We start from the raw sequence: 14,435 nt of genomic DNA, 5'->3' as shown, positions 1-14,435 counted from the left end.
GGAAAATGAAATGGATAACTAGCTAAACGCAAACCTCTCAACAAGGTTGACGGTGTGGCCGCGATCGCAATTGTTATCGTTTCTCACAGTAAACAACTAGCTTTGGGTGTGCGGGAACTCGCCGCGCAGATGGTTCAAGGCCAAGTTCCCATTGCTGTTGCAGCAGGTATTGAAGATCCTGAAAATCCATTGGGTACAGATCCGATTCAGGTTTATGAGGCGATCGCTTCTGTTTTTTCTGATGATGGTGTCTTGGTGTTGATGGATTTGGGTAGTGCTTTGCTGAGTGCAGAAATGGCAATCGAGTTTCTGCCAGAAGCACAGCAGGAGAAAGTGTATTTATGTGAAGCACCTCTAGTAGAAGGCGCGATCGCTGCTGTAGTGGCGGCGGCGGCTGGTAGAGATATTCACCAAGTTATGGCGGAAGCACGCGGCGCACTCCTTGCCAAAGCAACTCAATTGGGTGTAGTTAGTAGGCCGTTGTCACTTGTCACCCCAATAACAACTAATATAGAATCGCCAACGCGAGAAATTCGGCTGATTGTGAGCAATCGCTTAGGATTACACGCCCGCCCCGCCGCCCAGTTTGTGGCAACGGCAGCCCGGTTTCAATCTCAAATTCTGGTACGGAATTTAACGAGAAATACTGAGCTAGTCAGGGGTGACAGTATTAACCAAGTCACAACTTTAGGGGTGCGTCAAGGACACGAACTGCTGATTACTGCCACTGGTTCTGATGCAGATGAGGCGCTGGCTGCATTACAGGCATTATTCACCAATAACTTTGGTGAAGATAACGTTGCCTTGAATTCTCCACCAGCATTTCACCATGAAGTTACACCAACAACTTACGGCGAACTTTCGGGGATTGCAGCTTCTCCAGGAGTAGCGATCGCACCTGTTGTTCATTATCAACCCACTCACATCAAAATTACGGAATACCACGTAGACGATCCTGATGCAGAGTGGCAACGATTACAAGCAGCGATTAACACTGCCCGACAAGAAATTCAAGCAGTTTTCTCACAAGCATCTCTGCAAATTGGTGATGCTGAAGCCGCCATCTTTGATGCCCAATTACTATTTTTAGAAGATCCAGTACTGTTGTCAGCGGCTCATCAACGTATTTTAGACAACCATATAAATGCTGAAGCCGCTTGGCAAGCTGTAGTCGATGAAGTAGCGACTTCCTACCGCGCACTTGAGGATTCTTATCTGCAAGAGCGAGTTGACGATGTTGTAGATGTCGGGCGAAGAGTGCTGCGATTACTCGCTGGGAATGCTGCGGCTAACTTGCATCTTGAGTCACCAGCGATTTTGGTGGCGACTGATTTAACCCCCTCAGATACGGCTGGACTAGATCCGACAAAGGTGTTGGGTATTTGTACAACTTCTGGTAGTGCAACTTCCCACAGTGCCATTATCGCCCGGACGTTGGGTATTCCAGCAGTTTTGGGAGTGGATGCCCAGGTGTTGCACTTGGCAGATGGTACACTGATGGCACTTGATGGTGAAAGTGGCAGAGCTTGGGTAGAACCAGAATCAGACATCTTGGATTTACTCGCAGCAAAGCAAGAAGCTTGGCAAACTGCCCAACAGGAAGCACGAGCTACGGCACATCAGCCAGCAATTACTCGTGATGGTCGGCAAGTTAGCGTCTTCGCTAATATTGGTAGTATAAATGATGTGCAAGTTGCTGTGGCTAGCGGTGCAGAAGGTGTGGGACTACTCCGCACTGAGTTTCTGTATTTAGACAGAACCAGCGCCCCGACTGAAGAAGAACAGTTATTAGTTTATCAGGCGATCGCCCAAGTTTTAGATAATCGTCCGCTAATTATTCGTACCCTCGATGTCGGTGGTGATAAGCCGCTTCCCTATATTAAAGTAGGGTTTCCAGAAGCTAACCCTTTTTTAGGTTGGCGGGGAATTCGTTTCTGTTTAGATCGTCCAGAACTCTTCAAAACTCAGTTACGGGCAATTTTGAGAGCTAGTGTCGGACACCAAATTAAAATCATGTTGCCGATGATTGCGACTGTAACTGAAGTACGTGCAGCGAAGGTAATTTTGGGCGAAGTGCAAGCTGAACTAAATCAAGCTGGTATCGCATTTGATGCAGCGATGAAAGTAGGAATTATGGTAGAGGTTCCGTCAGCAGTAGCGATCGCCGATCGGTTAGCCGCTGAAGTAGACTTCTTTAGTATAGGGACTAACGATCTGAGTCAGTACGTCATGGCTAGCGATCGCACTAATCCCCGCGTGGCAAATTTGGTTGATGCGCTACACCCAGCCATATTGCGAATGGTGCAGCAAACTATCCAAGCTGCCCATACAGCGGGGATTTCGGTAGGATTATGTGGAGAATTGGCAGCAGATACTTTAGCAACACCAATTTTATTAGGTTTAGGGCTGGATGAGTTGAGCGTCAATCCCCAAAGTATACCTGGAGTGAAACAGGCGATCGCTCGCTTAAGTATAGTTGAAAGTGAAGCGATCGCGGCATCAGCATTACAACAAGATTCCGCAGAGCGTGTTAGAGAACTAATCTCAACTTCAATTACTCCCCCTGCATAATTAACTCGTAATTGATAATGACGCTGTGAGAACGTCATTACGAATTACGAATTACGAATTACGAATTATTTAAAATCTTATTCCCAATTGCCCGTTAAAGCCACGAATAGTATTGTAACCAGCACCAACAAAAACGTTATTAGTAGCACCTACCTGAACGCCACCTGAAACTGCAACGCCTTTATCTTCAGAATAAAGTCCAATTCCTACATAAGGTGAAATTACAGGCAAATTGATAAATTTTAAAACATCTACTCCCGTAGCACCATCAGCGCCAGTTCCCACTTCAACCCCGAAATTCAAAGCCCTAGCTCCGACAGCATAAGTTACATCGCCATCTTTTCCACCGACTGAAACCCAAGGTTGCGGTATCAGTTGAGCCGATGCTTGACTTGGGGCAAACAAAGTTAACAAACCTATAGATGTAATTAATGTTTTAGCAATAATCGCTATTTTCACGATGTTCTCCGATTAGTTGTTTTTAGGACTTATACCAATTGTTTATGAAGACGCATAAAAATCATCTCAGTGCCGTGGCATCTCCCTTTGGTAATACTATTTGACTTTAAGGGACTTCCAAGAAATAAATTACTCAAATGAAACGAACCACAGAGACACAGAGAACACAGAGGAATGAGGAGGAGGGAGTTATTGCATAAGTCCTGATTAGTTTTGTTAAAAGCTAGGTTATACCATTTGCAAAAAAAACCTACAGATTCAAAGCTCAAAATCCAGATGAAATCTAACCCCTTTTAATTACGAATTACTAATTACGTAGCTTACTTCTTACCTTTGGCAAGTATTGCGAATTACAAATTGGTATTATTATCTCAACAATTTGCTAAAAACAATTTGAGTATTGGGAATTTGGAGGGGGTTGCAGAGTGGCTGATGAACGCATAGTCAATACACAACAGATTTATCCAAAGGATTTTTCCTGGGGATTATGGCCTGTTGTGCCACTCTACCCCTACGGTAGGCGGCAGACAATTCGTCAAGAAGTGCTTAAGGAGACAATCTGGAATTTTGACCAGATTCAGGGCATTTTCTACGTTGTTGTGCCGATTCGCATGACTGTTGTGAAGTTGGAAACCGGGGGGCTTCTCGTCTATGCGCCTGTTGCACCAACCCCAGAGTGCATCAGACTTGTGAATGAGTTGGTGGCGAAATATGGCGATATTAAGTACATCATTTTGCCAACTATCTCTGGTATAGAACACAAAGTCTTCGTTGGCCCCTTCGCCAGATACTTTCCAACTGCACAGGTGTTTGTAGCTCCCCATCAGTGGAGTTTCCCACTCAATCTTCCCCTTAGCTGGCTTGGCTTACCCCCAAAACGAACTCAAGTACTTCCAGAAGATAGCAGCAAAACTCCTTTTGCTGACGAGTTTGATTATGCAATGCTGGGCCCCATCGGGCTTGGCCCTGGTAGGTTTGCGGAAGTTGCTTTTTTCCACAAGCGATCGCATACTCTTTTAGTCACGGATTCTGTACTTTCGATTCCAGAAGATCCACCTGCGATCGTACTCTTAGATCCATATCCTTTATTATTCCATGCCAAGGATTATGCTTCTGATATTGTTGCAGATAGTCAGGTAAATCGCCGTAAGGGTTGGCAGCGCATCTGTCTGTTTGCTTTGTATTTTCAACCACAGGCATTAGATATACGCCAATGGAGTCAGGTGTTGCAAGATGCGTTCAAAGCCCCAGAACGCTCAAGGAAAGCTTATTTTGGATTGTATCCCTTTAAATGGCAGTCAGATTGGCAGCGATCGTTTGATGCCCTGCGAGGTGATGGGCGTTTGTTTGTCGCACCAATTTTACAAACACTGATTCTTAACCGCGCACCCAAGGAAACCATTGACTGGGCTGATAAAGTTGCAAGTTGGAACTTTGAGTGGATAATTCCCTGCCACTTTGATTCGCCAATTAAAGCTAAACCGCATCAGTTTCGCCAAGCTTTCTCTTTTTTGGAAAAGCAGCCTGCTATCAGTGGGAGTTTGTTCAGCAGTAGCAGCTATCCTTTACCAGAGGAGGATTTCAAAACACTTAGAGAAATCGATGCAGGTTTAAATAAGTTTGGCATTGTGCCAGCAGCCAAGGAAAAGGTGTAGGAGAGCGGTTTGCAGTTTATTTGACCCGCGACTAAAAAATGATGTCCTGATTGCTGCTATAACTAGTGTTGAAATTGTCGCTGCCAGTGGAAGTCACGACTTACGCAAAATACCTCTCAAACTCTTATTCCTCCGTGTACTCTGTGTCTCTGTGGTTCGATTTTCCGTTACCTGTGCGTAAGTCCTAGAAGTATCATTGCTACTGATGCGATCGCAGCAACAACTACCCCTAATGTTTGATTCCCTTAAACCGTTCTTGCGCTGCCTTAAATGCTTCTTGCATCACCAACTGAATTTTCTCTCGATCGGGTTTCTTACCTCCCATTAAATCGCCAAAGTAAACACAGGCTGCTTCCCCTAGTGCCCAAGTATAGGCGGCTGCCCAAGAAGCGGCGATCGCACTCCCAATACCTGGTATAAATTTAATTAACTCACGGGCAATTGCCTGTGCTAAAAAACCACCTGCGATCGCACTCACAACGCCTCCCGCCTGAGATGGAGTAACTGTCTGTCCATATAATTTACCCAACAGACCCACCATTGATACTTGCAAAGCAGTGAGTACGGGCATTGTGGCAAATGGTAGAGGTACAGCAGCCAGAGTTGCAGACATAATCGCAAATGGCAAAATATAACGGCGTGCAGCATCTCGGTAAAGATTGCCAATTTGCTTCCCAACTTCTTCTCGATCTAATAGCTGATAAATTGCCTGGGCTTCTGCTTGTGGGAGTAGTTCTGCTAAGGAATCTCGCAGTGCTTCTAAGCCATAAAATACTTGAGTGTAGCCATCTTCTTCTAAGGTAAAGTCAATGAGTACAGAGCGATCGCTTATTCCTGCAAAGGCTTGTTGCATTGCGGCAAATGCGCGGTTGACTTCCTGATAATCTGGCGGATAAGTGGGATGATCGACGGTATCGCCAGGATAAACTTCGTGCAAACAGGTGACTACCAGCAGACAGGGAATGTCTGGATACTTCTGGCGCAGTTGTTGGGCAATTTGTCGTAGGGTGTCAGTTGCAAAATCATTAATTTTGACGGTCAAAAGCAGGATTCTGGCGGAACGAGTTTCCTGTTGTAAATCGCCAACTAACTCTTGAATAATTGTTTGAGTATCTTGTTTGACATCACCTAGTCCCACCGTATCCGTAAAAATCAGTAACGGCAGGTCATTGGAAGGATAGGCATAGCGCTGGGTGTGTTGTGTGTGTGGGCGAAATCCTTGACCGATAATTTCAGCAGAAACTCCCGTCAATCCGCGCACAATAGAACTTTTTCCGGCTTGGGGTTTACCAATTAAGAGGGCTTCTGTGGTTGGCAGTTCGGCTCGGATTTTCTCTAAAATCTCTGCAACCTGAGTATCGCTCACACTAAACCATTCCACAACTGTCTGTGCCACTTGTTCTACGGGTAGGAGTTGGGTTAGACGTGTTGTTGTTTTGTTCCACACACCAGCAATCTGATTTTTCCAGGAATTATCGGCCGATTTGGTAATCGTTTTGTCGGTTGGTTCGCTCAATTGCTGAGAATCAATTGATGGTAAGTCAGCATCACGTTGCTCAGTCATTTTCATCCAAACATAGAAGACCCTTTTTGTCATCTTATAGCGATTCTCAAAGGGATAACTAGTACCTTTAGTAGTGTTCCTGAGTATGAGCGATCGCGTTTTGGCTGACAATGCGATTAACCTTTCAAGACGCGATAAATCGCGTCTCTACAATCTGGGTTTTGTTGCAAAATTTGCCCACCCTGCGGGATCTTGCTACATTCCCCAACCCCTTCTCCCAATATTGAGCTACGGTGTACACACAAATCATCTGATCCCCCTAAATCCCCCTTAAAAAGGGGGACTTGAAGAAATTTCCCCCCTTTTTAAGGGGGGTTAGGGGGGATCGAAACACTGTTAGACAACTTTATAAGACTTGTGTGTACTCCGTAGCCAATATTGAGAGAGAGGAGCGAATTTCAAAGTCCCTCTCCCAAGCTTGGGAGAGGGATTTAGGGTGAGGGCTTTTGATTCAGGATTTAGTATCAACTTGGCTCAATCAAATCAGCGATCGCTTTTACCAATACATCTGGATCTACTGGTTTGGAAATATACATCTGAAATCTTACTGCTGATTCATTTTTAGAAATTTATTTATTTCGAGTTTATTTTATCCATCTGATGGTTTCTCTGTGAGGCGCTCTTTCCAGTATCCCGGTTCACGACTACAGTGCATTACCGCCAAAATTAAAACGCGATCTTCCTCAATAGTGTATAAAATTCCATAGGGAAATTTGCGCGTTAGACATCGACGAATGTCTTCATCAAGAACAGCCCAACGCCTCGGTGACTGGATAATTCGGAAAATTGCATCCTCAACCGCATTAATAAATGCTTGTGCTAATTCAACCCGGCGCTCTGCGTAAAACTTAACTGCTTCACCGTATTCACTCAATGCTGCTGGATGAAAGACGTATTTCATTACTCCAAAAGTTGTCTTACTCTAGCTAACGCTTCCTCTCCAGGAATGGGTGAAACCGCACCGCTACGAACTTCATCTCTACGCTTCTTGGCTTCATCTGTCCACAGTGTTTGGAGGGTTTCGTCTACATCAAATTCAAGACTTTCAACCAGTTTTTCTGCCAACAATGCTCTCGCTGCACTGGGCAAAGTTAAGGCTTCTTTCATTATCTGCTCAACAGATGCCATAATTCCTGAAAGCATAAGGACTATTCAGAGTCTAGCAGGAAAGCAGTAGACATCGCACAACACTAAAGTGATGGACAGCCGACGGACGCTTACCTATATCAACTTGGTTCAATCAAATCAGCGATCGCTTTCACCAATACATCTGGATCTACTGGTTTGGAAATATGCATTTGAAATCCTGCGGCTAATGCTTGCTGCTGATTCATTTCCCCTGCATAGGCTGTCAGAGCGATCGCTGGTACGTTTCCTCCTTGTTGGGGCGATCGCGATCGCACTTCACGCATCAGCATATAACCGTCTGTTTTTGGCATTCCAATATCGCTAATTAAAACATCTGGTATTGACTCAGACAGTGCTTGTAGTGCTTCCTGTGCTGATGATACGGCAGTTACTTGCACGCCGTAGTCTTGCAAAATAAAGGTAACTAAATCGCGGATATCTGGTTCATCGTCCACTACCAAAACTTGAGTGTCCGCAAGCAGCGAGGATTCCGGCTCAGAATATGAAGACTGATTCTCTTCACCCCGAACCTGTTCGCTTCTAACCAAAAGCGGTAAATCGACGGTGAAGCTTGCACCCAATCCTTCTCCAAGACTTTCGGCTTGAACATTTCCCCCATGCATTTCTACAACCTTACGCACAATCGCTAGTCCTAAACCTAGTCCACCAAACGTCCTTGTAGTTGTGCCATCAGATTGACGAAAGTAATCGAACACATAAGGCAAAAAGTCTAGGCTAATTCCCTTACCTGTATCGCTGACCTGAATTTGAGCCTGATTACCAGCTTCCATGAGTCGAATTTCTACCCGTCCGCCTGTTGGTGTAAATTTTACCGCATTAGAAAGCAAGTTCCACACAACTTGTTGCAGCCGATTTGGGTCGCCCATCACTTGTCCCAAATTGGTATCAAATAAGGTCTGAATTTGAATTGACTTGGCTTGTGCTGCTAGTCTTACTGTTTCTAGTGCTGCTTCAACTACCATTACTAAGCTGACTGGACAGATATTCAAATTTAATTTTCCTTGGAGAATGCGCGACACATCCAACAAATCTTCAATTAGCTGGGTTTGTAACTTCGCATTGCGTTCAATGGTTTCTAAGGCGTGGTGAGTAGTTTTTTCATCAAACTTGCGAGTCCGCAGCATTTTCGACCATCCCAGAATAGAGTTGAGTGGGGTTCGCAGTTCATGGGAGAGAACCGCCAAAAATTCATCTTTAATTTTGTTGGCGATTTCTGCTTGTTGTCGTGCTGTCTTTTCGCACTCTAGTAGGCGATCGCATTCTTTTTCAGCCAATTTGCGCTCGGTGATGTCGAGTACAAAAGCAACACCATGTTCTTGAGAATCATTCAGCAAAGCTATCCCTAAAACAATCGGTACTCGCTTGCCGTCGCGGTGGATGTACTCTTTCTCGAAAATTTTGGAAACTCCAGTGGTTTGCACCTCCAAAATGGCGCGATCGTCTAAATCCTGATACTCAACAGGAGTAAGTTCTTTCCAATTAATTCTGCCTAAAGTAGCAAACTCATCACGAGTGTAGCCAGCTAGTTGAAGAAAGGCATCATTGGCATCAATCACAAAACCATGCACATTCCAAAAAGCGACCCCAATCAAGTTAGATTCAAACAAACGCCGAAATCGCGCTTCACTTTCACGTAAAATTTTTTCTGCCCGTTTGTGTTCGGTAATATCGCGAGAAACAGTAATTACGCCTTCAATAGTTTGGTCAACATTCCGCAATGGTGTGAGAATATATTCATAATAATGTAGGCCATCACGATTAACATATTTACACTCATCTTTAATCGGTTGACCAGTTTTCATTACAGCAAGTCGTTGATTATCTACCTGCGTGATTAGGTCTGCGGGTAAATCCATTTCTGACAACGTTTTGCCGATAATATCTTGGATATTTAAACCTAGTATACTTGCTCCATCACGGCTGACATACTGATAACAACCTTGGCGATTAAAAATATAAATATGATCGACTGAAGCGGTAAGGATGGCATTTAAAATATTTGCCTGTTCTTGGACTTGCGTCGTGAGTTCGCGAGTACTTTCTACTGCTTGCTTACACACAGTAGTTTCCATACAAACACCGATCATTCGCACCGCTTGCCCTTGAGGGTTATAGATAAATTTTCCGTTGGCATAAATCCAATGTGTACTTTGGTCTGAGCGAACTATCCGAAATTCATCATTGTAGTCAGTCTTTTGTGCCAAAGCCTGAGCGATCGCTTGCATTACAGATTGGCTATCTTCAGGATGAACAAACTTTTGAAACGTCTCATAAGGACTATCAAAACTACTTGGAAGTAGACCAAAAAGCAGTTCATAATTTTCCGACCAGATGACTTGGTTGGTAACAATATTCCAATCCCACAAGCCCATCTGGGATACATCTAGAGTTAGCCTCAGCCGTTCTTCACTCTCCCTGAGAAGTTCTTCTAGCTGCTGACGCGCTGCAATTTCTTGTTGGAGTTGCTCTAAAATTACTGCTACCTCTGTTGACAGATTGAGATGTACAGATGCTTCCTCAACTTCAATCTGAGGATTTTCTGCTTCTACTGGCAGCTTTCTTTTTAATTTTGTTAATTGTTCCTCAAGCGCTGCTTGCTTTTGTTGATAAAATATCTCTGACTGCTCTAACTCAGCTACACGCTGCCGCAAAACTGCTAATTCATCAGTGATTTGAAAGTTAATTTTATCAACATTTTGCATATTGTACACCGCTAATATTTCACAATATCGACTTGAAGAGTAGATATCCCCTAGTTTGATATATGAATTTTTCAACTATCAAATGTAATCTATCAAAGGTTACATAAAAATTAAAAAATAATTGCACTAATCATTTTGATTATTGAATATATACTTTATTAAGCAAAAACAGTTGAGTAATTTCAGCCAAAAGGTATATATGAGTTTCGATAAATTTAGGGTAAGCACTGCCAAAAACATCAAAGTAAAGCTTTGTGACATCAGTCAGTTAATAGTGCCCACCCTAAAAAATACTTAGATAGTTAAATAAAAAAGTTTATCTCTTCATTCGGATGAGAGCTGCACCAATTAATAATCCCACAACCTGCCCTAAGAAGACAACACCCGATTGATTTACGCCAACAGGAGGAATATTTAAACTGCCGATACCATAAAATAATTGTTGTACAAACCACCAAAATATATAGAAAAAGGCTGGTATTTGGATAGGGATATACAAGATTATTAGCGGCAAAACAGTGTCAATTTTAGCTTTAGGAAACTTTATAACGTATGCTCCTAAAATAGCTGCGATCGCACCATTGCCCCCAATCAATGGAATTGTCAAACTCGGTTCAGCCAGAATTTGTATTACCCCTGTCATTAAACCAGCAGCCAGATAAAATCCTAGATAGCGTCTGTGTCCTAGAAGATTTTCTACAGTTTTCCCAAAAACCCACAAAAATAGTAAATTTCCTAATATTTGACTAAAACTGCCGTGCAGAAATATGGCAAAAAATAGAGTAAATACCCGCCAAATGACAACTATCCAAGCAGCAGAGTTGAAAAAGAGAGCATTGGTAACTGCTCCACTAATCTGCGCTGGAATCATACCCCAAGTACTAACAAAATAGCCTAATTGACCGCTAAACTCTAGTTGAAGTTCCCATAAAAATACAGCCAGGTTAATGGCAATCAACCAGTAATTAATAATTGGCTTACTTCGACAACGAATGTTATCACTAATAGGAATCATATTAATTCGTAATTCGTAATTCGTAATTAAGACACACAAAATATTCTTATCTGCTCCTCTGCTCCTCTGCCCCTCTGCTCCTCTGCTCCCCGGAAGTGCTGCTCCCCACTCCCTCACTCCGTCAGTCCTCCTTAACGTGTGGCAAGATTGAAATCAGATCGCATCGCACTTAACTAGGCAAACAAGATGCTAGGAAACACACTTGTAGGAAGATACCAAATTATTAGTAACTTGGGAGGTGGGGGTTTTGGTGAAACTTTTGTGGCTTGTGATACCCAATTACCTGGTTCACCTCTATGTGTTGTTAAGAAACTCAAACCCCAGGCAAGCGATCCGGTAACTTTGGAAACAGCTAGACGTTTATTTGATACGGAAGCACAAGTTCTGTATAAATTAGGAACTCACGATCGCATTCCCCAACTTTTAGCTTACTTTGAGGAAAATGCCGAATTTTATCTTGTACAGGAATTGATCGAAGGTCATGACCTGAGTAAAGAATTAACATCAGGTAAAATCCTCAGTCAAGAAGAAGTCATTTCACTTTTACAAGAACTTTTGACAATCTTAGAATTTGTCCATCAACAGAATGTAATTCATCGTGATGTCAATCCCCACAATATTCTTAGACGCCAACCAGATGGCAAATTAATTTTAATTGATTTTGGTGCAGTTAAACAAATTGCTACTCAAGTTATTACTCCCCAAGGTCAAACTTTAGCAACAGTAGCTATCGGTACGCCTGGATATATTCCTGGCGAACAAGCTCATGGTACGCCAAAATTAAGCAGTGATATCTATGCTGTGGGAATAATTGCTATTCAAGCTCTCACTGGATTATCACCAGAGGAAATAGTAAAAGATGCTGATACTAATGAAATTATCTGGCACGATAAAGCTACAGTAACACCAGAATTTGCTCAATTTTTAGATAGAATGGTGTGCTACGACTTTCGGCAACGCTATCCTTCGGCAACGGTGGCATTACAAGCGCTGAAAGAGTTAAGACAACCACCTGTTCAGACAATAGCATTAACTCCTCCTTCTCCACCAAAAAATATCAACCAAATCAAAAAACCTGAACCAAAAAAAGGTATTTTAGGTAAAATTTTACTAACAATATTTTTCTTTGCTGTTGGCGGAGTAGCCTCAATATTTATTTGGAATTACATTAATTCAAATAATGCTATAGAATTATCTAAACAAGGAAATACATTTTTTGATTTACAACGCTATCAAGACGCGCTAGAAGTATACGAAAAAGCTGTTAATCTTAGACCAGATTATGCTAAAGCCTGGAATGGTCAAGGCAAGACACTAAATAAATTAAGAAAATACAAAGACGCATTAGTGGCGTATGATAAAGCAATTCAAATTCAGCCAGATTATTTAGATGCTTGGATTGGACGTGGCACTGTATTAGGAAACCTACAGCGATATCAAGAAGCGATCGCCTCTTTTGATAAAGCCTTAGAATTAAAGAATGACAACTCAGAAGTCTGGAATGCTAGGGGTGAAGCTTTCAGCAATTTAAACCAATATGACCAGGCAATTAAGTCTTATGAAAAGGCGATTGAACTCAAACCAGATAATTATGAAGCTTGGTATAAAAAAGGATTAGCTTTGCAGAATTCTAGGCAATATGAAGAAGCGATCGCAGCCTATCAAAAAGTCGTTGAGTTAAAACCAGACTACGAGCAAGCCTGGTATAATTTGGGGAATGCATTAGTCAATTTAAAACGCTATCAAGATGCATTTGCAGCTTATGATAAATCGGTGCAATATCAGCCAGATTATTACCAAGCTTGGTTATCTAGAGGTAATATACTGCTGAATTTACAACGTTATCCAGAAGCGATTGAATCTTTTAATCAAGTAATTAAATACAGTCCCAGAAGCTATCAAGCCTGGTATAATTTGGGATGGTCGCTGCATCAAAACCAACGCTATGAAGAAGCAATAAAAGCTTATAATAAAGCGGCGACACTTAAGCCAAACAACTATCAACTCTGGTATAATTTGGGAAATTCACAATATATATTGCAGAAATACGAAGATGCGATCGCGTCTTATAATAAGGCAGTTCGTTATAAAGTAGACCATTCCGAAAGCTGGTATAGTAGAGGCAATGCTCTATTAAATTTAAAACGATATCAAGATGCGATCGCTTCTTACGATCGAGCAATAAAATACAAGCCTAATTACCAACAAGCAATAGACGGCCGCAATCAAGCCCAAATTCAACTGCAAGGCGAAAAAGCAAAACCTGTACCTGTAATTGTACCAACTCTTCCATTTCCTAATTCCACCAATCCACCGCAGACGACACCCTAAACTGAACCTGGGTTTTCATCAAGGGAGATATCTTATAGGAGTTAAAAAGAATGGAGAGACTTAGCAGTGCTACATCTCTTCAAGGATGATAGATAATGCATATTTAATTTCACCAGATATTTAATCAATCCTGCGACTAGGTAACTTAGTCCCGCACCTCTGACAAAACCCAGCATTTACATCATGGAAAGCTAAACCACAACCCGAACAAACTATTTCTACCTGATTAGCAGTTTTCACCACTCGTTTAATTAAATCCCCCACTTGCCAAGGAATCAATGCAATTCCAGTAAAAATCATTAATACTGTTAGCAAGCGTCCTAATTCCGAAATTGGAATAACATCACCAAATCCTACAGTTGTCATTGTGACAACAGAGAAGTAAAATGCATCCAAAAATGTACCGTAATTTTCAGGATTAACCGGATGCTCGACTTGATAAATTAAGCCAGAATAAATAAAAACAATTGCAAATAATGTAAATAATATTCGCGCAAAAATCATCCCATCTTCACTGCTGATACTAGCGAATAAAAACTTTCTATCTATAAATCTAATTAATCGTAAAATCCGAAACCATCGTAATAGGCGGATAAAGCTAATATCTACCATACCTAGAAAAAATGGCAGAATCGCCATTAAGTCAATAATCGAATAAAAGCTAAAAATATACTTAATTTTGTTTTCCGCACTCCACAAGCGGAGTAAATATTCCACAGCGAAAATGATGACGATCGCAGTATCAGCTACATTTAACTGAAACCGCATATAATCAGGAATATTATATGTTTCTGCCACAAAAATTCCTGATGATATTAGCACCAAAGAGGCAAGTGTTAAATTAATCGCTTTACCTATTGGTGTTTCTAGGTCTTCTAAGTAAAATTCTGTTTCTTGTCTGCTCAGTAACATATTCGACCATTAATACATCTTAATTCCCAGTTATAACATTAGAAATACGATATTATTAACCATTATCCTTATGTTAA

The 14,435-nt window shown here is 42.0% G+C and carries 11 protein-coding genes; 4 read left to right on the top strand and 7 right to left on the bottom strand.

Features of this window, described 5'->3' with window-relative positions:
• The first annotated feature begins 54 nt into the window (after positions 1-54).
• Positions 55-2,571, top strand: coding sequence for a phosphoenolpyruvate--protein phosphotransferase (gene ptsP, locus ACM0OX_RS05855; protein ID WP_414513833.1), 2,517 nt, complete (start codon positions 55-57; stop codon positions 2,569-2,571).
• Between the two features lie 69 nt (positions 2,572-2,640).
• Here the strand turns inward: ptsP and ACM0OX_RS05850 are convergent, their stop codons facing one another.
• Positions 2,641-3,030 (bottom strand): hypothetical protein, encoded by a 390-nt coding sequence (locus tag ACM0OX_RS05850; protein WP_334700135.1) that lies wholly within the window; start codon positions 3,028-3,030, stop codon positions 2,641-2,643.
• A gap of 425 nt (positions 3,031-3,455) precedes the next feature.
• On the opposite strand from ACM0OX_RS05850, the gene ACM0OX_RS05845 reads away from it, so the two are divergent.
• Positions 3,456-4,685, top strand: coding sequence for a DUF4336 domain-containing protein (locus ACM0OX_RS05845; protein WP_414513831.1), 1,230 nt, complete (start codon positions 3,456-3,458; stop codon positions 4,683-4,685).
• A gap of 229 nt (positions 4,686-4,914) precedes the next feature.
• Here ACM0OX_RS05845 and ACM0OX_RS05840 read toward each other — a convergent pair whose 3' ends face one another.
• Positions 4,915-6,249, bottom strand: coding sequence for a GTPase family protein (locus ACM0OX_RS05840; protein WP_414513829.1), 1,335 nt, complete (start codon positions 6,247-6,249; stop codon positions 4,915-4,917).
• 436 nt (positions 6,250-6,685) lie between these two features.
• Here ACM0OX_RS05840 and ACM0OX_RS05835 point away from each other — a divergent pair, with 436 nt between their 5' ends.
• On the top strand, positions 6,686-6,814 hold the full coding sequence (locus ACM0OX_RS05835; RefSeq protein WP_414513827.1) for a hypothetical protein: 129 nt from the start codon (positions 6,686-6,688) through the stop codon (positions 6,812-6,814).
• Positions 6,815-6,838: 24 nt separating this feature from the next.
• On the opposite strand, the gene ACM0OX_RS05830 is transcribed toward ACM0OX_RS05835, so the two are convergent.
• From ACM0OX_RS05830 to ACM0OX_RS05815, 4 genes are all read right to left on the bottom strand, one after another.
• Entirely contained in the window at positions 6,839-7,150 is a 312-nt protein-coding gene (locus ACM0OX_RS05830) for a type II toxin-antitoxin system RelE/ParE family toxin (protein ID WP_414513825.1), read from the bottom strand.
• Positions 7,150-7,377, bottom strand: coding sequence for an addiction module protein (locus tag ACM0OX_RS05825; protein WP_094347640.1), 228 nt, complete (start codon positions 7,375-7,377; stop codon positions 7,150-7,152). Before ACM0OX_RS05825 ends, ACM0OX_RS05830 begins: the two co-directional genes overlap by 1 nt.
• Positions 7,378-7,475: 98 nt before the next feature.
• Entirely contained in the window at positions 7,476-10,100 is a 2,625-nt protein-coding gene (locus ACM0OX_RS05820; protein WP_414513823.1) for a PAS domain S-box protein, read from the bottom strand.
• 316 nt (positions 10,101-10,416) lie between these two features.
• On the bottom strand, positions 10,417-11,115 hold the full coding sequence (locus ACM0OX_RS05815) for a rhomboid family intramembrane serine protease (protein ID WP_414513954.1): 699 nt from the start codon (positions 11,113-11,115) through the stop codon (positions 10,417-10,419).
• A 186-nt stretch (positions 11,116-11,301) separates the two neighbouring features.
• On the opposite strand from ACM0OX_RS05815, the gene ACM0OX_RS05810 reads away from it, so the two are divergent.
• The gene (locus tag ACM0OX_RS05810; RefSeq protein WP_414513821.1) at positions 11,302-13,446 is read left to right on the top strand and encodes a tetratricopeptide repeat protein; all 2,145 of its coding nucleotides are present in this window, start codon (positions 11,302-11,304) and stop codon (positions 13,444-13,446) included.
• Positions 13,447-13,566: 120 nt separating this feature from the next.
• Here the strand turns inward: ACM0OX_RS05810 and ACM0OX_RS05805 are convergent, their stop codons facing one another.
• Positions 13,567-14,358, bottom strand: a complete 792-nt coding sequence (locus tag ACM0OX_RS05805) for an ion transporter (protein WP_094347644.1) — start codon at positions 14,356-14,358, stop codon at positions 13,567-13,569.
• Positions 14,359-14,435: the final 77 nt, after the last annotated feature.

The organism is Nostoc sp. PCC 9305, from assembly GCF_963920915.1.
Classification (GTDB): domain Bacteria; phylum Cyanobacteriota; class Cyanobacteriia; order Cyanobacteriales; family Nostocaceae; genus Nostoc.
This window is presented reverse-complemented; position numbering and strand designations above follow the sequence as displayed.

Coding starts and splice junctions, on each gene's coding strand:
- ACM0OX_RS05840 (WP_414513829.1), bottom strand. CDS start 6,249: ATGACTGAGCAACGTGATGCTGACTTACCATCAATTGATTCTCAGCAA.
- ACM0OX_RS05830 (WP_414513825.1), bottom strand. CDS start 7,150: ATGAAATACGTCTTTCATCCAGCAGCATTGAGTGAATACGGTGAAGCA.
- ACM0OX_RS05825 (WP_094347640.1), bottom strand. CDS start 7,377: ATGGCATCTGTTGAGCAGATAATGAAAGAAGCCTTAACTTTGCCCAGT.
- ACM0OX_RS05820 (WP_414513823.1), bottom strand. CDS start 10,100: ATGCAAAATGTTGATAAAATTAACTTTCAAATCACTGATGAATTAGCA.
- ACM0OX_RS05815 (WP_414513954.1), bottom strand. CDS start 11,115: ATGATTCCTATTAGTGATAACATTCGTTGTCGAAGTAAGCCAATTATT.
- ACM0OX_RS05810 (WP_414513821.1), top strand. CDS start 11,302: ATGCTAGGAAACACACTTGTAGGAAGATACCAAATTATTAGTAACTTG.
- ACM0OX_RS05805 (WP_094347644.1), bottom strand. CDS start 14,358: ATGTTACTGAGCAGACAAGAAACAGAATTTTACTTAGAAGACCTAGAA.